At 39.3% G+C, this 18963-nt stretch carries 15 protein-coding genes and 1 tRNA gene; 8 read left to right on the top strand and 8 right to left on the bottom strand.

Annotated features, from left to right (window positions below; genetic code table 11):
- Nucleotides 1-110: 110 nt before the first annotated feature.
- The 5 genes from P2W82_RS23680 to P2W82_RS23660 all read right to left on the bottom strand — a co-directional run bounded on the left by P2W82_RS23680 (nt 111) and on the right by P2W82_RS23660 (nt 5585).
- Nucleotides 111-1166 (bottom strand): ATP-binding protein, encoded by a 1056-nt coding sequence (locus P2W82_RS23680; protein ID WP_336518441.1) that lies wholly within the window; start codon nt 1164-1166, stop codon nt 111-113.
- A gap of 35 nt (nt 1167-1201) precedes the next feature.
- Nucleotides 1202-2728 (bottom strand): circadian clock protein KaiC, encoded by a 1527-nt coding sequence (gene kaiC / locus P2W82_RS23675; RefSeq protein ID WP_336518440.1) that lies wholly within the window; start codon nt 2726-2728, stop codon nt 1202-1204.
- Between the two features lie 6 nt (nt 2729-2734).
- Nucleotides 2735-3022: a circadian clock KaiB family protein gene (locus tag P2W82_RS23670; RefSeq protein WP_336518439.1), complete on the bottom strand. Its 288-nt coding sequence runs from the start codon at nt 3020-3022 to the stop codon at nt 2735-2737.
- 581 nt (nt 3023-3603) lie between these two features.
- Nucleotides 3604-4764: a TlpA family protein disulfide reductase gene (locus P2W82_RS23665; RefSeq protein WP_336518438.1), complete on the bottom strand. Its 1161-nt coding sequence runs from the start codon at nt 4762-4764 to the stop codon at nt 3604-3606.
- Between the two features lie 377 nt (nt 4765-5141).
- Nucleotides 5142-5585, bottom strand: coding sequence for a hypothetical protein (locus P2W82_RS23660; protein WP_336518437.1), 444 nt, complete (start codon nt 5583-5585; stop codon nt 5142-5144).
- A 250-nt stretch (nt 5586-5835) separates the two neighbouring features.
- Between P2W82_RS23660 and P2W82_RS23655 the strand changes: the two genes are divergently transcribed.
- Nucleotides 5836-5909, top strand: a tRNA-Asp gene (locus tag P2W82_RS23655).
- Nucleotides 5910-6365: 456 nt separating this feature from the next.
- On the opposite strand, the gene P2W82_RS24855 is transcribed toward P2W82_RS23655, so the two are convergent.
- From P2W82_RS24855 to P2W82_RS23645, 3 genes are all read right to left on the bottom strand, one after another.
- Complete coding sequence (locus tag P2W82_RS24855; RefSeq protein WP_419555732.1) at nt 6366-6497, bottom strand: ArsR family transcriptional regulator; 132 nt, start codon at nt 6495-6497, stop codon at nt 6366-6368.
- 469 nt (nt 6498-6966) lie between these two features.
- Nucleotides 6967-8913: a sigma 54-interacting response regulator gene (locus P2W82_RS23650; protein WP_336518436.1), complete on the bottom strand. Its 1947-nt coding sequence runs from the start codon at nt 8911-8913 to the stop codon at nt 6967-6969.
- 10 nt (nt 8914-8923) lie between these two features.
- The gene (locus P2W82_RS23645) at nt 8924-11404 is read right to left on the bottom strand and encodes a sensor histidine kinase (protein WP_336518435.1); all 2481 of its coding nucleotides are present in this window, start codon (nt 11402-11404) and stop codon (nt 8924-8926) included.
- Nucleotides 11405-11723: 319 nt separating this feature from the next.
- Here P2W82_RS23645 and P2W82_RS23640 point away from each other — a divergent pair, with 319 nt between their 5' ends.
- The 7 genes from P2W82_RS23640 (at nt 11724) to P2W82_RS23615 (ending at nt 18204) form a co-directional block, all read left to right on the top strand.
- The gene (locus P2W82_RS23640; RefSeq protein ID WP_336518434.1) at nt 11724-12509 is read left to right on the top strand and encodes an alpha/beta fold hydrolase; all 786 of its coding nucleotides are present in this window, start codon (nt 11724-11726) and stop codon (nt 12507-12509) included.
- A 71-nt stretch (nt 12510-12580) separates the two neighbouring features.
- The gene (locus P2W82_RS23635; RefSeq protein WP_336518433.1) at nt 12581-13876 is read left to right on the top strand and encodes an epoxide hydrolase family protein; all 1296 of its coding nucleotides are present in this window, start codon (nt 12581-12583) and stop codon (nt 13874-13876) included.
- Nucleotides 13877-14025: 149 nt separating this feature from the next.
- Nucleotides 14026-14274, top strand: coding sequence for a DUF2798 domain-containing protein (locus P2W82_RS24850; RefSeq protein WP_419555731.1), 249 nt, complete (start codon nt 14026-14028; stop codon nt 14272-14274).
- A gap of 25 nt (nt 14275-14299) precedes the next feature.
- Nucleotides 14300-14713, top strand: coding sequence for a cupin domain-containing protein (locus tag P2W82_RS23630; protein WP_336518432.1), 414 nt, complete (start codon nt 14300-14302; stop codon nt 14711-14713).
- 168 nt (nt 14714-14881) lie between these two features.
- Nucleotides 14882-15940 carry an MBL fold metallo-hydrolase gene (locus tag P2W82_RS23625; RefSeq protein ID WP_336518431.1) on the top strand — a complete coding sequence of 353 codons (1059 nt, stop codon included), beginning with the start codon at nt 14882-14884 and terminating at the stop codon, nt 15938-15940.
- Between the two features lie 197 nt (nt 15941-16137).
- A complete protein-coding gene (locus P2W82_RS23620) occupies nt 16138-17103 on the top strand; it encodes a redoxin domain-containing protein (protein ID WP_336518430.1) in 966 nt (321 codons plus the stop codon).
- A 42-nt stretch (nt 17104-17145) separates the two neighbouring features.
- Entirely contained in the window at nt 17146-18204 is a 1059-nt protein-coding gene (locus P2W82_RS23615; protein WP_336518429.1) for an alpha/beta fold hydrolase, read from the top strand.
- The last annotated feature ends 759 nt before the right edge of the window (nt 18205-18963 follow it).

Here is an 18963-nt window from a genome sequence, read left to right as displayed (position 1 = left end):
AGGTAATCAGAAGCTAATTTTTCTGAACTGAATCGTAACACAAAAGAATATCCTGTCCGGCCCCTGGTTGGATTGTTTTGAGGAATTGATCAATAAAGATGAGCGATTAATCAGATTTCGGTCATATGCATTTGTTGTATACGGGGCAGCCTTATAGTGAATTCAGCTCCTTTTCCTTCGATCCCGGATGCATGAATTTCTCCGTGGTGCAGTTCAACAATACGGGAGCAGATGGAAAGCCCTATGCCTACACCATCGTATTCGTTATTGTGCAACCGCCGGAATGGTTGAAACAATTGCTTTGCCCAATTATTATTAAAACCAATGCCATTGTCCTGCAGTTTGATTATGACTTCCTCGTCCAGGTCTTCTGCCGTGATTCTGACCAGCGGTTTTACATTTTTACGTGCATATTTTATCGAATTGGAGATGAGGTTCAGGAAGAGCTGGTACATTTTATCCGGAACTGCGTCGATAACCGGCAAGGATCCGACTTCTACCACGACCTCTTTTTCTGCGAGTGCAAATTCAAGATCATTGCAGACTTCATCCACGACCTGTTTGAGATCAACCAGATTAAAAGAATGTTCGACATGAGAAACCCTGGAGAGCTGTGATATGCCATCAATCAGCAAAATCATTCGTGACGCCAGCGAATGAATTTTTTGGATTTTTTCCGTATCGGCCGAAGGCCTCCCATCGTGACTTAACAGGAGATCACTGAATATTAAAATCTTGCGGACTGGTTCTTTCAGATCGTGAGAGGCCAGGGAGGCATATTGGGCATTTTCTTCATTCTTCCGTTCGAGAAGCGCTTTCTGTCCTTCAATTTCAACCATTAATTTTTTCTGCGCAGTGATATCGCGTAAAGACAACAGAGATGCTTTTTTCCCATTCCATTCGATTGGTGATGCCAGCATTTGTACTGTCAATGGAGTTTCATCTTTTATAACATTAATTTCCTGCACTTCATACTGCGCAACCGGAAACCCAAAAGGATGATCAATCAACTCAGTGGCATTTTTCTGAAATAATTCAAATGCTGAGCGGTTGGCATAAATAATAATACCAGCAGTATCTACGACCAGTACGGCATCCAGAAGACTATCCAGGATGGTATCTGTGGCGACGGCGGTATGAGCAGAAAGTGTTTGCATTCGCATCATGTTCACTTTTCATTTTAATAAACGAATAGACTCATTTATTCCTTTTCTTCTTCATTTCTATCTGAAACAAATGGCAATCCGCCAAGGATGCCACTCATGCGATCAAATTGCTTATGACCAATATGCATGCCATTGGCGTCAATATCAAATTCAAATATATTTTTTGTATGGAGTGACCCCCGCATTTTTAAGACCGTGATTACGCGGTGAATATTTCCATATAGTTCGGCATAACGCAACAAAATAATGCTGTCAGTAATGGTTGAGATATGGCTGTCTGTAACCGATGTGCCGCCAACTATATTACTGGAAGTTGATGTGAAGATGGCCAATACTTCTTTCTTCTTCAGAAAAGAAGTAAGTGCAATCAGGAATTCGCGGAAATTTTTTTTGGAACTTCCTCTTTCAATTGCTGTAAGACTGTCCAATGCGAATCGGGTGGGCTTCCATTCTTCCACCATCAACTGAATCCGTAACAAATGTTCTTCAAGGCTTGCCGATTCTGGATAGACCGCTTTTATAAGGAGCTTTCCTGCTTTTTCCATTTTAGGAAAATCAACACCCCAGCCTTTTGCGTTGCGGATCAATTGCTCGCGACTCTCTTCATAAGCAACGAATAGGACTTTCTCGCCATTTTCAAATCCGCCCTTAATGAATTCGGTAACCATTAAAGTTTTTCCGGTGCCGGTGGCTCCTGAAACAAGTATGATTGAGTCTTTGAAAAATCCACCACCACACATTTTATCCAACGGTGGATTACCGGAAGACACGCGCTTTTCAGATGAATTTTGTGTCAGCTGCAAACGGGTAAGGGGAATAATTTCTATCCCTTTCTGCGGATCGATTACGAAGGATTGTTCACCCATACTATGCAGTGAGCCACGGTATTTTAAAATTTCAATTGTTCTCCGTCGTTTTTCATTTTCGAGCACATTTCGCAGGATCAAAACGTTATCTGCAATGTATTCCTCAACTCCAAACCGTGACACAACGCCGTACTCTTCCAATCTTTCACTGGTTATGAGTATGACTAGTTTTTTTCTCTTAAGAGTAGAGAGGACTTTAAATAATTCCCGGCGGATGATAGACGGATCCTGGAAATAATGAAACAAGGATCCGATGGAATCGAGCACAACTCTTTTTGCTTTTACTTTCGATATCGCCGATTCAATTCGTATAAGTAACGCCTTGAGATCATAATCACCCATGACCTTCGTTTCGTTGTTGAACGAAACTGACGCATCCACAAAAAGCCATTTATTATTTTTCTCAAATTTATCAATGTCCCATCCGAAGGATTTGACATTATTTTTCAGATCTTCTACACTTTCTTCGAATGTGATAAATACACCAGGTTCATCGAACTGCAAGATCCCTGCTGCCAGAAACTGGCAGGAAAAAATGGTTTTGCCACTCCCGGAACTTCCGGAAATTAATGTGGTGCGGCCCCTGGGTAATCCCCCATAACTGATTTCCTCGAACCCTTTGATTCCCGTTTTTACTTTAGGTATCATCAGCGATGTTGGATTATCCAACGTTAATAGCGCCTTTGTTTTTGCCATTTTATATTAAATTAAAAGATCTTCCGTTAAAAATTTGATGGCTGTTACTGCCTGTTCATTATTGAGCTTTCCAATAATCCGTTTTTCAGGCCCGGGGTCAGTCCGGCTGATCGTTGGCGTTGCAAGTACCTTGTGTTTTTCTGCCAGTTGAGGCTTTTTCAAAATATCAATGATTTCGATCCGGTATCCGCCTTCTTTCAGACATACCTTGCAAGCCTCGTCATATAGTTTCAGCAATTGTTTGCCGTTACCAGATGCACCAGCAACATAGACATGAAAAATGATTATGTTCATTATTGTATAACGGATCCTTTTAAAATGAAAAGCGGCAGAAGTGCAGGTTAGACAGGTAAATGTAATGTTTTAAAGACATCGCTAATCCACATGTGGATTTACATCTACAATTCTTATTGATGGTCACAGTTGTCAAGGACGGAAAATCGGATGAGAATTGATTCTCTACGTGGATGTCTAGCCGAAGATCAGCAGATCAAAATGGGAAAAAGACTTGATTTTACATTTTTAGTTTCTGAAGATGTTGATACAAACAGGGTTAAAAAATGTCTTTCCCGGGGATAAAAAAAATACGCAATAAGCAATCGCTGAATTGTGACCTGTGAATTTCTGCAGAGCGTCGAAGTCGGACGGATCTTTACTGTTGGATAACCACATCACCCTCGGGAACGAAATTCAATCTCTGGACGGGCGAATTGACATCGAAGGCTGAAGGAAAATTTGTTTCTGATGCGGCACCAATACGGCAGCCTGCAGTATTTTATAAATCAAAATCTTCAGTGGGTACGACACTGATCGAAAAACTAAAACTGGAAGGGTTGATAGATTGAAGGAAATAATTTTGCAGAGGAGTGATAATTTCAATGTAAAGTCTCCGACAACATTTTGTTTAATTTTGTCAATGTAAGATTATCTTCCTTGCCAGGTGTTACTGAATCATAAATAACCTTCAAGTCTTTATTGATTAGGCAAATTCTCGGTGTGCCCATTGCTCCGTATATATAATATAGATCGTCGTTGTTATGAATATGCGACCAATCCATTTCGTACTTTTTTATTATACGGAAAAAGTCACTGTCTTTAGAACTAACAGTGATGGAAATTATTTCAAGTTGATCAGGTCGATACTGTTCTCTGATTTTTTTTAAAGCAGGCAATTCTTCAATACAAGGCGAACACCAGGTACCCCAGAAGTGCAGTAACACCATTTTTTTATTTCTGTAATCAGCCAGTCTGATATTTTTCCCATGTATATCCCTGGCCGAAAATTCAATCGGTGTTTCATTTCCCGTAAAAGTTGATCTACCAACGATGAACTGAAGGCAAAGATTTCCTTCATCACTGAGCCTGTATTTTTCCGGAAATTTATTGAACACCATCATTAATGAATCTCCAGGTAGCCTTGAGGAAACACTTATATCATTTTTGAAAAAATAAAATGAATAATAGGAATTTAGGTGGGCATTGATATATTCAATATCCTTCCTGCCCAAAGCTTTCAGCAAATCGTTATGTTTATTTGTGATTGCCATATCAGTACCATAGATAATGGAAGCTAAATAAACTGCCTCAAAATCAATTGCATCTTTTAGTTCTTTTGATGAGTGTTTTTTTCGACTTTGTTTTTCTTCCTTGAAATCTTCTACGTTCTCAAGCGAGTAATTGTTTAGTGAAAGATCGGATGGATCTTTTTTAGAGAAAGTTATAATACCGGTTTTTTCCTGGACAAAAAAAGTATTTACGAAAGATTCTGCTGATCCTACCTGGGGTCGTTGAATATTGATAGCCGCGTATAATCCGAAATATTCACCCGTTGCGGTTAATTGATTCCCTGAAGCTGAAACCGATTTCATCTTAAAATTAGATTTCCCATCTTCCAGATAGAATTCAATATTACTCTTATCAATTTCAGCGGGAAGATTAACTATAAGTTTGAATTGTTTCTGCGCAGATACGGCTCCGTTGGTGATCAATAATAAAAGGCAGATCAGCAACTGCTGAAAAGACGTTGTTATTTTCATAAGCGTTAGTTACATTTCGATAAGGAACGTGTTGCCTGAGTTTTCCTATCGAATTTTTTAAAATTGAAATTCGATTTGAATAGCAACGGTGGACGATTGATGGTGTGCAATCTATTGCAGTACATTCAAAAACTGATTTTCAAATTACTGCTGCAGCCAAATTTTTGATTTTTTTAAGATATGAAATCAGAATTCAATACGTAGCCGGGTTTGGTTTGACTTTGTAGTTTTCAAAACATGCAAATGGCGGAGTGAAAATCATCACATCAATTTCAAATCCGACACCTTTATTGCCATTAAATCCTGACCGTACGTAATAGCAGCCGCAACTAATTGGTTGGGTTCCCAGCGTACACCAATCTTGTATTAAACTGAATCTAACTTTTCAATTGTGCATTAAGTTCTTTAATGTAATTGATCATTAGTTCGGAGTAATATTTTGTCTCGTTTGTTTGATAGTGTTTTCCGGTTTTATTGTCCATCAGGATATACTTTATTACTTTCTTAGATTCTGTACCAGCAAACTCATAGTTGTATACTCCGGTAAACACAAACCGATGATCGCCGCCCTGAAAAGACAGGTATTCTTTCCGGGAAATGATTTTGTATGGTCCTGAGTAATGTTCTTCGAAATTTTTCCTGAGGTATTTGGAGTAACCGATAAGCAATTTTTCGTCCACCACCAGTAAGGTATCTTTATATTCTTTAAAATCAGCGGGCACCATACTGGAGTCAATTCTTAAGGCTTTTTTCTGGGCGGTGCTACTAATAGGCGACAGAAATCCGAAGATGATAACAATGGCAAAGAACAGATTTTTCATAGGGTGATTTTTTGTTGAGATAATTGGAAAAACGGACTGGCCCTGATGAAAATTATAGGGGGATCACATTTAAGTTAATTTGATATCCACGAAAAGCGCGTGGACATGAGCTGATTGTCAGTTCGAATGGTCATTTTTAGCATCACAGACACTCTCCCGCAAAACTGGTTTTTTTAAAAATTTTATTGGTTAAGAAGCTAAAACGCCTATCTTTGCCGTCCTGAAAAATCGCTAACAGCGTTTTTGGTAAGGATCGGTAGTTCAGTTGGTTAGAATGCCGCCCTGTCACGGCGGAGGTCGCGGGTTCGAGTCCCGTCCGGTCCGCGAAAAAAAGCCCTCTCCCAGAGGGCTTTTTGCATTGCGCGACCGTACTAAATATTTTTTGAGATAGAGTCTTTATTGATTGTACTGAATTGAAAGCCAGGCTAAATTGGTGTTTGAGAATGAGGTGCACCTAGAGGCCACCTTTTTCCGAATAATTTTAACAATTAACCTGTGGGTTTAAATAATCAAAAGCGGCAGACATAACTTATGAGACAGCCGACCGATTCCTGTTTGCTTTGTCAAATCAACAAATCGACCAAGACGAATTCCCATATCCTTCCAAGATTTATAACTACGAAATTTCTCGGCCCCAAAGGGTGTCCAAAACGGGGTTATTAGCATTGTTTATAACAAAACTTAGAACTCTTCTGCAAAACTTGCTATTACATTTTTTTATCTCTGTTCAAATTAGATTGTTTAGGCGATATTGAATTGAAGTTCCAGAAGTAGTACCCGCTATGGCGGATATTTTTTTAACTCGTTTAAGTGATCACTAATTGTCGATTGAAATAACCCAATCTCTGTTGTCATTTGCCCAACCGTAGCGTGTCCCCTCTCTTTTTCAGAAGAAAAATTGTAATACGACAAGGATGCTCAAGTACGTCCAATAATCTGGATAGCAGGTTGATATTTTCACTATAATTCCGATTTTGTAATTCCCATCATCTTTTACATAAATATTCGGTAAAAGGATTAAAAGCGATATGTCGACGGATAATAAAGCGAATTAAATAATTAAAATTTAAAAAAATTTCCTCCAGGCTTTGATACCTTATTGGTAGGGGGTAGTAGGGGGACACTCTGGGGGGCAGTGTCTATTTTCTTAAAGCTCAGCGTATGCTGCAGAAAACCTGCTCGCCATCATTTTCAAATCAATCCTAAAGCTTTTATGCGTACAAAGTTGAATTTGAGCCTGGCAATTTCAAATCGTAAAGTTGGCGGATAAAAAAACGAAGAGCGTTTTTGGGGCTATTGTGAATTTACTCTGGAGTTTAGTTAGATTAAAAACCTCATTTTTTATATATTCAGTCAATTGCGCAGCTAACCGGATAAATGCCTATTCCATACTCTCTTTATGGATACCCAGTTTCTTCATTTTAGACTTCAACGTAGTCGGTGGAACATTCAATACTTCGGCAGCACCGCCAGCACCCCATATTCTGCCAGCGCATTTTTTCAAAATAGTAATAATATAATCCCGTTCATTCTCCAGAATTGTTTTAATATGAGGATCCTGCATAACCATTGAAATTTCCTTTTTTTGACTTATGGGAATTGATATGTCTTCAATAATTGTTCCTTTAGCAAGCAGTACACCCCTTTCAATTAAATTTTCCAATTCACGAATATTTCCTGGCCAGCTATAGGCAGTCATGTTCTTCAGGACCTTATCCGAAAGCCCGGCAATTTTTTTTCCTGCTTTGCGGTTATAGTAGTTTATAAAATGGTTAGCCAGGGCTGGTATATCTTCTGTTCTTTCACGCAATGACGGTAGTTCAATCGGGAATACATTAAGCCTGTAATATAAATCAAGACGGAATCGTCCCTCTGCAACTTCTTTCTCTAAATTTCTGTTGGTGGCAGCGATAACACGAACATTGATTTTAATAGTTGACTTTCCACCAATTGGTTCTATTTCTTTTTCTTGCAGTACCCGCAGAAGTTTTACCTGCAGATCAACAGGCATCTCGCCAATTTCATCTAAAAATATCGTTCCCCCATTAGCCTGGCTAAACTTTCCTATTCTTTTATCGGTGGCCCCGGTAAATGATCCTTTCTCGTGTCCGAATAATTCAGATTCAATCAAAGTGGTCGGCAGGGCGGCACAATTTACTTTCACAAAAGCTTTTCCTTTTCGTGTGGAAAGGTTATGAATGCAATCAGCAATCCGTTCCTTGCCGGTGCCGCTTTCACCTAATATAAGTACAGAAGTATCCGAATAGGCTACATGGGTAACAAGATCAAATACATTCAATAGCAGGGGGCTCTTTCCAATAATACTTTCAAAGCCGGGCATCTCATGAGTATTTCTGTCAACAGGAGGCGCTTCAGTACTATTTATTTCGCCTGTACTATTTTTATGTGTTAAACTCAACATACTTTCAATTGCATTAACCATCGTTTTTTGCAAACGGTTCATTAAACCAATATGCCCGGTCTTGTAGGTATCGGGCCGCTTGCAATAAAAGCAGAATATAAAATTATCACCGTTTGACAGATGTAACGGAAAATAGATAAATGACCTAATTTGAAATATTTCTGAAAATAATTTGGTTAATGATGGCTCACTGCATTTTTGTTCAAATAGTTTATCTGCCACGATTGCAGGCATATTATCGTAGGTCGTATTTCTCACCAGCGGGAAAAGCTCATTTATTTTTAATCCGGATATTTTTAGCAGTTCAGGTGTTCCTATTTTCTGATATTCTTCATACCCGATCCTTAAAAAGCTTATTGCCCTGTTGGAAGTATCGTGGATCGTGTTGAATCCTGCAGTTATATAATCAAAAGAGATATGAAGTTTAAGCGTTGTGCAAAGTGTCAACATTTTATTTTCCCAACTGCCGGCGCTGTTTGCAATGGTCAATAATTTATCTTTTAAAATAGTTTCCTTTCTGGTATTGGCCTCTTCGCTATGTTCATGCCGGTAATCTGCAATCCCCATGGTTATCAAGAGGTCTTTTTCCCTGAATGGTTTCACCAGGAACCCATACGGTTGTGTAGTTTTTGCCGCATGCAGTACTTCTTCATTTGAGTTGGCAGATAGATATACGAAAGGAATAGTCTCCTCGCTTAATTGTTTGCCTAAATCAATGCCGGTTAGTTTTCCTTTCAAAAAAATATCAAGCAACACAATATCCGGCTTCTTTTTTTTTATCATTTCCTGCGCAATGGGAACCGATCGTGCGATGCCACAAACATTATAACCGGCTTTACGCAGCATAAGCTGAAGATCGTTGGCTTCTACAAACTGGTCTTCGACGATGAGTACTTTTTTATTCATCTTCTTTATCTTAGTTACTGTTAACAAATGAAGTTATTAGCGGACTCGTTCGTTTAACACCCATATCATGCACGAATATTATCCTTATCGCAGTGCCATTACTATTTTCTATCGAAAAACTACCATCCAGGTCTTCGCTTAGCCCTGCCATCAAACTTATACCCAGTGAACCATCTTTTTTATTTTCAAGATGCGAAGGAATGCCAATTCCATTATCTGAGATCTCCAATAAATATTGGTTACCGTATGTATTTGAAAGGGATATTTTTATTACCCCTTCCCTGTCATTGGGAAATGCATATTTTATCGAATTGGTAATGGCTTCATTCAATATCAGCCCAAGAGGGACAGCCTGGCTTACATCCAGCTGGAGTGTGTCTACCCTTAATTCAAAAAGTATGCGTTGACCCATATTAAAACTGTCACTTAAATAAGATACCAGTTCACGGATATAAAGTGACATGTCAATGAAAGAAAGATTTTCTGAATTGTACAGCTTTTGATGAATAAGTGACATAGCATGTACCCGATGCTGGCTGTCGTGAATGGCACTGAGTGCCGGGGCATTATTAATATAGGCAGATTGTGAGTTTAGCAAACTCATTACGATTTGCAGATTATTTTTTACACGATGATGTATTTCTTTCAACAACCATTCTTTTTCCGTCAGGAGATGCTGTAGTAGTTCGTTTTTATGCGTGATATCGGTATTGTTCTTTTTTCTCAGGCGGTTTTGGCGGTAAAGTAAGGAAGTGATAATCAGCACCGAAACGATACCTCCGATGGTCAGATTTTTTACAAGAGTAGCTTGTTTCAGGTTGGCTTGCTCGAACAACGCCTGTTGATTTAACAGTGCTATCTCCTTTTCCTTTTCTTCGATTTCATAAAGCACTTTAAGTTCGTCTGCTTGTCGAACGGTGAATGCCTGAAATGCTGAATCCTGATGCTTCATGTACTTTTTGTAGTGTGCCATTCCTGCTTTCAGATCACCTTGAACGGAATCTAAAAAAATCAAAGATTGATAAGCCAGATTATCTTCTCCAAATCCGTTCTTAATATTTGGATTCAGGAAATATTTTTCGAACAATATTCTGGCTGCAGAAAATTCACCTTTGATAATATGAAGTGAAGCGAAGCGTAAATCGAGCCTTGACCTGTTTAACGGCCCCCTTAAAGTTTGCAATATTGATTCGATAGAATCAGCTTTTCCTAAGTGCTGTTCGGCTAAATGATATTCCCTGAGTCCTATATAGCAACCTGAAATTGCTTCATGGTATAGAACCAGATCGGTAAGTTTAATTGCTGGAATCTTTTTAGATACATTCTCGATAAGTTTCAATGCTGTCAAGTAGTGATCTTTTGCTTCCCAAGGACTCCAATTTGGTGGAAGAAGCGTATACACCAATGGATTTCGATCGAATAAGAAACGATTAATAGCTTTGGATTTCCATTTCGATGTTTCAGTATTCCTGTTAGTAAAACTATACATATAGCCGAGACGTGCATAAAAACTTCCCCATCCTATGCTATCTCTTGTTGCCTCCGCTATTTGTACAGTTTGAATAGCGTATTTTAATGGTTCACCAAACCTCCGCATATTTATTGTGGTAAAGGCTAGGATATCGGTGTTATATTGAACATAGGGGTACTTAATAGAATCCTGCAGCTTAATGGCTTTTATCAAAACATCATAGGCGGGTTGTAGTTGATTCATAATTACAAGCAAATACCCAACGTCAGTAAGGGCATTGATCTCCCCTTCTAGGTCGTTCGTCTCGTGATACAGTTCTGCTGCCCTTTGCATATCCGCCAATTTTCCCTGGAACATTGCAGGTAAAAATGGTTCGTATATGCCCCGATATGCAAAAGCCCTTGCTTCCGATTCTTTGTCACCATCTATCTGGCATTCTTTAATCAGCGGTATGAAAATGGAGTCACCCTTGTCAACCTCGTTTGCCTGGAAATACATTTTCGTCAGCAAACATCTGGCTTGTCGCCCCAGTTCTACTTCATTTGAGGATTTAGCTTCTTTAATTGCATGACTGAGAAAATATTCAACACTGTCTTTATATAGGCGATAATTGTTTGGTTGAAAAGCATAATAGGCTCCAAGCAGGATTAGCAATTCAACATGTTGCTTTCCCTTTGTCAGCGATAACAGGCGAATACCCTCAGCAGGATTTTGCTGATCGATCCATCGTGCTTGTCGCGTTAATTCCGCATCATCGATCCCTTCTGCCAGAATCGGAAGGCGGCTTAACCCTAATGAATGGCTTGCCTTGAGCAGACAAAAGTCCTGATCGGCCTGACCTTCATTTACAACCAGCAAGTAGGTAGAACTCAGCCACAAATTCAATCGTTGCCAGGTTTCTTTGTCTTCAGACGGATGATGATAAACGTAATTCGAAATGGCCGGTGGTGTTGAAGATTGCGATAGTCCATTATTGCATATTGCTATGCAAAAAATAATGCCGACTTGAAGTTTGCACATACTCATTTATTTTATGAATACACCATAAAATGGCCAGATTGATTAGAGGGCATTAGTTCGAATGAAATATATCAATAAACAGTGCGGATGAGTTCTGAATATCAATTGCAAAAACCAGGAAATAATTGCTGTCGCTGAACCAGGGATACTTTCCTGTTTGGTGGGTTGATGCTAAAGCTACTACTTTATTTCGTCGAAAAATTATTTTCTCCACGATATTACGTGGTGGTGATGGTATTTACAATTAATCAATCTATTGATTGATAGCGATTTAATCTTGTGGCCTTTGGTTTGACTTCATATAGTCACAAGTACAAAAATGGAAAAGGCATTACCAAGATCAATTGTTTTCATTACAGGAACATTTATTGGTAATAATTGCTGGGACGAATGGCAGCTATATTTTGAAAGCAAAGGATACCGGTGCATAGCGCCAGCATGGCCATATAAAGATTCGACACCGGAAGAATTGCGCAACAGGGATTCCATTGATGAAATCGCATTAAATTCTATTTCGTCATTATCCGATCATTATACTGCTATTATAAATTCATTGCCCGAGAAGCCTATACTCATAGGTCATTCTTTAGGGGGGCTTTTGGTACAGTTATTATTACAACGGGAGCTTGCTGTTGCAGGTATCGCGATCCATTCATTTCCGCCACAAGGTGTACCAAGATTTGGTTTTTCATTTTTAAAAGTGGTATGGGAAACAATGATGTTGTTTTCTTCCAGCCAGCAGACGTATACCATGCCATTCCTTAAATGGAAATACACTATTGTCAATGGAATGGAATATGAGCTTCAAAAGCAATTGTATTATAAATATGCCATACCCGAATCAAAAAAAATTATCAGGGATGTGTTCCGATGCCGGACAAAAATAGATTTTAAAAAACCTCATACTCCCTTACTCTTTATTGCAGGTTCAGAAGATAAAATGATCAAAGCATCTATGAATTATATCAACTATAAAAAATATGAGTCTGAAGATTCGATTACCGGTTATCGAAAATTCAAAGGCCGCAATCATTTATTGTTTGAACACCCCCAATGGAAAGAAGAAGCAGATTTTATTCTTTACTGGCTGTTACAAATTCATTAATGGATTGATCACTATTCATCACATCTATAACATGCAACAATAAAAACTTTAAACAATTTAAAATTCAAAAAATGACAAAGACAAAACACATCCTGGCCAGTACGGTAATCGGAGGAGCAATGGTACTACAGGGAACAATGACAGAAGCTCAAGGTACATCACATGCGGATTTAAGATCAGCTGAATCGATCCGCCCTTTTAAAATTAATATCCCAAAGGCAGATATTGAGTATCTCCGGAAACGGGTAATGGAAACAAGATGGCCTGATAAAGAAACTGTTTCTGATCAGTCGCAAGGCGCCCACCTCTCTAAATTAAAAGGATTAGCAGAGTACTGGAATAAAAATTATGATTGGAGAAAAGTGGAAGCAAAGCTGAATTCATATCCGCAGTTTATTACTAGCATTGACGGTATTGACATCCATTTCATTCATGTTCGCTCCAAGGAACCCAATGCAATGCCGATCATCATAAGTCATGGCTGGCCCGGTTCTGTAATTGAATTGCTGAAAATTGTTGACCCTTTAACCAATCCTACCGCTTATGGTGGTAAAGCTGAAGATGCTTTTGATGTTGTTATTCCATCATTACCTGGTTTTGGTTTTTCTGCAAAGCCAACCGAAGCGGGATGGGGACTCGACCGAATCGCAAAAGCATGGGCAGTGCTGATGAATCGCATCGGGTACAAACGCTATGTTGCTCAAGGAGGTGATTGGGGTGCTGGTGTTGTTAATTCGATGGCGTTGCAGGCGCCCGCAGGATTATTGGGTATCCACAGCAATCTACCGGCAACACTGCCAAACGAAGCCGGTATGGCATTGGGAACCGGTATTGCTCCAGAGGGATTCACAGAACAGGAACGGGCTGCCTTTAATCATCTCAGTAAATCTATCCGGGAAGGAGGATTTACCTATAAAACGACAATGACATCACGTCCGCAGGGTGTGGGTTATAGCCTTGGGGATTCTCCCGTTGGCCTCGCCGCCTGGTTTTTTTTACACCCCGGTTTTTTGAATTGGTCCTATGGTGCCGATCCGAAACAGTCTCCAACAATAAATGATGTATTGGATAATATTTCTTTGTACTGGTTTACAAATTCGGCCACATCTGCAGCCCGTATTTACTGGGAGAACAGAAGCACTGAAATTGTTAGTGCCGGTGCACAAAAATCCAATATGATAAAATTGCCAGTAGCCATTACGGTATTTCCTGAAGACGTTTTTATTTCCCCTGAATCATGGGCCCGGCGTGCCTATCCTAACCTCATTTATTTCCATGAAGTAGATAAAGGCGGACATTTTGCAGCATGGGAACAACCTCAATTATTTACGGAAGAAATGCGGGCAGCCTTTAAATCTTTGCGCTAGTCTGGTAAAAGGGGCAGCGCATCCGTTGCGCTCCCTTTTGTTGTTTCTGCAGTTCAGTGTAAACGGCTAGTTGAATTTGAAAAGCAAAACAATTTCAAGTGAGAGACGCTATTCCGGAAATATTTATCAAATACTGTATACATCTTGTTATGAAAACAGAATTTAAAAAACTGATTGTATTTGGAATAATCATAGCCTTTTTCACATCAGCTTATGCCGCTTTTTTAAATACTATTATGACACAGGGTTTTTTCACCGATCATTTCTTTTACAATTGGCTAATCCTCGTTCCCCGAACATACTTACTACTGCTGCCCTTTGTGTTGATCATGGGACCGGTCATTAGGGCTCTGGTTGATAGAATGTTCAGGAATGGGACAGAAAGAAATAAAAATTAGAGAATTAATCTCGCAAACCAAAACAATGAAACAGTTAACAATCTATAGTATGCTTTTATTGCTGGCATCAACAGGTTTAACCTCCGGTTGTCAATCTTCACCAGCCGCATCGCAACAGGAGAAAATCAAACGCATCGAGCTTCAGCGGCACGATCTCAGTACGCCGGGACAGGAAACGGTGCAGGCAAGAATCGAATTTGAACCGGGCGCAGCATTTGGTAAGCATTCACATCCGGGAGAAGAAGTCATTTACGTTCTGGAGGGATTGTTTGAGTATGAGGTGGAAGGCAAACCCGCTGTGAAGCTTGAGGCAGGTGATGTCTTGTTTATACCGGCAGGAACGATACATGCGGCAAAGAATGTCGGTTCAACTACTGCAGCAGAGCTTGCTACCTATATCGTTGAAAAGGGAAAACAACTGGTTGTGTTAGTCAAATAGTTCCTGGTAAACTAAATCAAAACAGGTTTATTGATCAATAAATAATTAGAGTATTTCCAAAGCCATCCGGAATAATGTAAATGTTGAGTTCAAACCGGTTTGAGTTTTCATATACAGTTATTATTTCTTACACGATATGAAAAATAAAAAATATAAAAAAATAAATTCATGAAAAAGATAAATAAAATACAAAGAGCCATAACATTTATTTGCGCCTTTATGCTTTTCGCAGTTGTTGCATCTGCTCAATATTCATCACGCTCAGCTTCCAACCCTTATCCTGATAAGCCATTAATTGCACCTATCGGCGAACGAATCGGTAAATACATCACAGTAAATGAATCTGCTAAGGGCCCATCGATTGATGCCGGTAAAGGTTATCGTTTGCAGGAGCTTGGTAAAGGGTTATATATGATTACGGATAACATTTACCAATCCATGTTTATGGTTTATGAAAACGGGGTTGTTGTTGTAGATGCACCTCCAATCTATGCTACACGAATCACAAAAGCAATTGCGGAGATTACAAAAAAGCCTATCACCCACATAATTTATAGTCATGCCCATATTGATCATATAGGTGGCGCAAAAACGCTGAACCCCAATAAGGGTACTATCATTATTGCCCAGGAAGAAACAAAACGATTACTTGAAAGGGCCAATGATATGAACAGACCAATACCAACACTTACGTTTAAGGATAATTATATACTCAAAGTTGGAAGTAACATCCTTGAACTGTCCTATCATGGAAATGCACATGAACCCGGAAATATCTTCATATATGCGCCAAAGCAAAAAACGCTAATGGTAGCCGATATTATTTTCCCGGGTTGGATGCCCTGGAGAAGATTTGCCCTGGCACAAGACATACCTGCGTATTTTATTCAAGTAGAAGAAATCAATAAACTGAAATGGGACATTCTTGTATCTGGCCATGTAGAAAGAACAGGCACACATGCTGACGTTGCCCTTCAACTTGAATTCATGAACGATTTGAAAAACATAGCACGACAGGCATTGGCGAATACAAAACCTGGTCAAGGTCTTGATCCGGCTGACACAAAAAACCCATGGGCAATCTTTGACAATTATATTGACCGAGTCGTCATTCAATGTGTGAATGCATTAACTCCGAGGTGGTCCTCTAAACTTGCAGGCTTTGATGTTTACATATGGGATCAATGCTATGCAATGGAACAAAGTCTCCGGATTGACGAACAATAACCGACGATAATCAAATGACCAGATCATCATACGTTACATCCTTCATTGGAAAACAGCATAAAAGTAGGGCAATGATAAAGAGAATTAAATACGTACAACATTCCTTTTTGAGTACAATATTGATAATCATTGTTGCAACCGGATTATTGGGAGCTGGCTTTTCAAAAACGCAGCACAAACGATCAAAATCATTAAATATGCAATTATCAAATGGCGAATTGTCTTCACTTAAAAGGGCAAATGCATGGATTAACTCGAAACCAATTACTTCTTCAGACCTGAAGGGAAAAGTTGTTCTGATCGAATTTGGAACATACACTTGTATCAATTGGATACGCACATTGCCTTATATACGTGGATGGTATGAAAAATATAGGGATAAAGGATTGGTGGTTATTACTGTGCATACACCCGAATTCCCGTTTGAAAAAAGCGTTGACAATGTTCGAAAAGCGATAAAGGACATGAAGATTGATTTCCCCGTAGCCATAGATAACCAGCAAGACATCTGGAACGCTTTCAATAACCGGTATTGGCCTGCCTGTTATTTGATAGATACTAAGGGACGTATCCGGCATCATCAATTCGGTGAAGGAGGATATGAAGAATCTGAACATATAATCCAGCAATTACTGGTTGAAGCAGGAGCTACGGGTCTGAGCAATGGTGTGACGGTCACTGCAGATGGTTGTGAACTAGCTGCAGACTGGAACAGTTTGAAATCAGCGGAAAACTACCTCGGTTATGAACGAACAGAAAATTTTACTGCCGATGGATTAAAGTATGACAAGCCTCATGTTTATGGTGCGCCATCGATTTTGCTTCTTAATCACTGGGCTCTTTCCGGTAATTGGACGGTGCAGAAACAATCCATAAAGCTGAATAATACAAAGGGTAAAATAGTATATCGTTTTCATGCCCGTGACTTTCATTTGGTGATGGGGCCGGCAGTACCAGGAACTTCAATTCGGTTTCGTGTGCTTATCGACGGCAAATTGCCGGGAACTGCACATGGAATTGACGTTGATGAACAAGGAAATGGTGAGCTTACCGATCAGCGATTGTACCAATTAATACGGCAGCCAAATTCTGTTTCTGATTGCCAGATTGAAATCGAGTTTTTTGATAATGGTGTAGAAGCTTTTGCAGTCACTTTTGGATAGTCTAAAATTTACAGGATGTGATAAAATTCTAAATGAGAAAAGATGTCAACAGAAAAAATCTTCAATCGCAGGAGGTTTCTGGAAAACGCCTTGCTGAATATTGGAGGAGCAGAACTCGCAATGTTGGGATTAGAAAGTCATCAATTCCCAAGTGACCCCCCTAAAATCTGTGCAACACTTAAGGGAACTATGCATAGACCATTTGACCAATTGAAACAAATCGATGCAGGGGCTTTGAGTGTTGGCTATCTTGATGATGGCCCTGTTGATGGCGCTGTAGTTATCCTCTTGCATGGTTGGCCTTACGATATACACAGCTTTGCCGATGCCAGTCATGTACTCACAGCCTTTGGCTATCGAGTAATTATTCCATACCTGCGTGGTTTTGGTACTACAAAATTTTTATCGGAGGAAACATTTCGCAATGGACAGCAATCGGCGATAGCGGTTGATATTATAGCCCTAATGGATACCTTAGAAATAAAAAAGGCAATCGTTGCTGGTTTTGATTGGGGTGCACGTACTTCCAACATCATTGCTGCCCTCTGGCCGGAGCGGTGCAAGGCGATGGTTTCTGTAAGTGGTTACCTGATTGGAAATCCTGAAAATAATAAAATGCCTTTGCTACCCAGGGCCGAGTTTGAGTGGTGGTATCAATTTTATTTTGCAACTGAACGTGGCAGGGTTGGCTATGAAAAATACAGGTATGAGTTTGCAAAACTCATTTGGAAAATCGCTTCACCAAAATGGGACTTCGATGATTTTACTTTTGATCAAACTGCAGAATCTCTTAACAATGAGGATCATGTTAATATCGTGATTCATAATTATCGCTGGCGTCTTGGCATAGCTGATGGCGAAACACAATATAATATTATTGAAAAAAGACTTGCAGAAGCCCCTGTTATCAGTGTGCCCTCTATTACTCTTGAAGGTGATGCGAATGGAGCACCACATCCCGACAGCCGGTTGTATGCAAAAAAATTCACCGGCAAGTATTCTCATCGTTTACTAAAAGGTATTGGACATAATCTGCCCCAGGAGGCCCCAAAGGATTTTGCCGATGCTATCATTGAGGCTGATAGCTTATCAAATGACTAATAAATAAATCAACTGACGACATGTAGAATAGAAAGACAGTTATGCCAGTCAACCAGCGAAGGATAGTGATATTAGTTTAGGAGTACTATTTTGGCCGCGATTTTGTATTAAACCTTTGCGTCACCTGCTCAGGCAATATTTATAATAGTTAAGCTTGGTTATTTATAATCCATACCATCATGCTTAAAAATAAATCTGCCTGGCAAATTAATTATCCTTCTTTTCATTTTATAGTCATTTTAGCAAAATAAAATTTCTTACGTGCGGTATTGTAAAACTGAAAAATTAAATAGTGACATATTTGTCTTTACCATCAATACTTTTTGATTTTTAGACTTATTGCTTAATTATGACACTGCGATTTTATTACAAGCATGTTAATGAGATTGTCAATAACTAAAATTTTGCTTTTTATTAAGTATGACGCCGACGCATGCGATAAAACACTGCGCGTTTGACTTTTAATTCAATTTCGCCATTGCCGCTAAAAAAGAATTACCAGCGATTAGGAATTTGGGATAGCACAGGTTTTGCAAGAACGTATCAACCAATAGTTTTTTACCAGCTTATCGCCCATATAAACACTGACACAATACGAAAGGGTTTTCCTGTGACTATTTATTAATCATTGCAGGCAAATATTAATGCCTGCAGCGACTGTTTTGTATACTCCTTTAAAGTGTTTAACTCAACTCTTTTACAGAAATCAGCTAATCATTCCTAGCCTCTGACTGCTGTAACCAAATTTTCCACCTGACT

This window comes from Pollutibacter soli, assembly GCA_029269725.1.
GTDB lineage: Bacteria > Bacteroidota > Bacteroidia > Chitinophagales > Chitinophagaceae > Pollutibacter > Pollutibacter soli.
The sequence above is the reverse complement of the archived record's forward strand: the minus strand, read 5'-3'. Positions and strand labels throughout refer to the sequence as shown.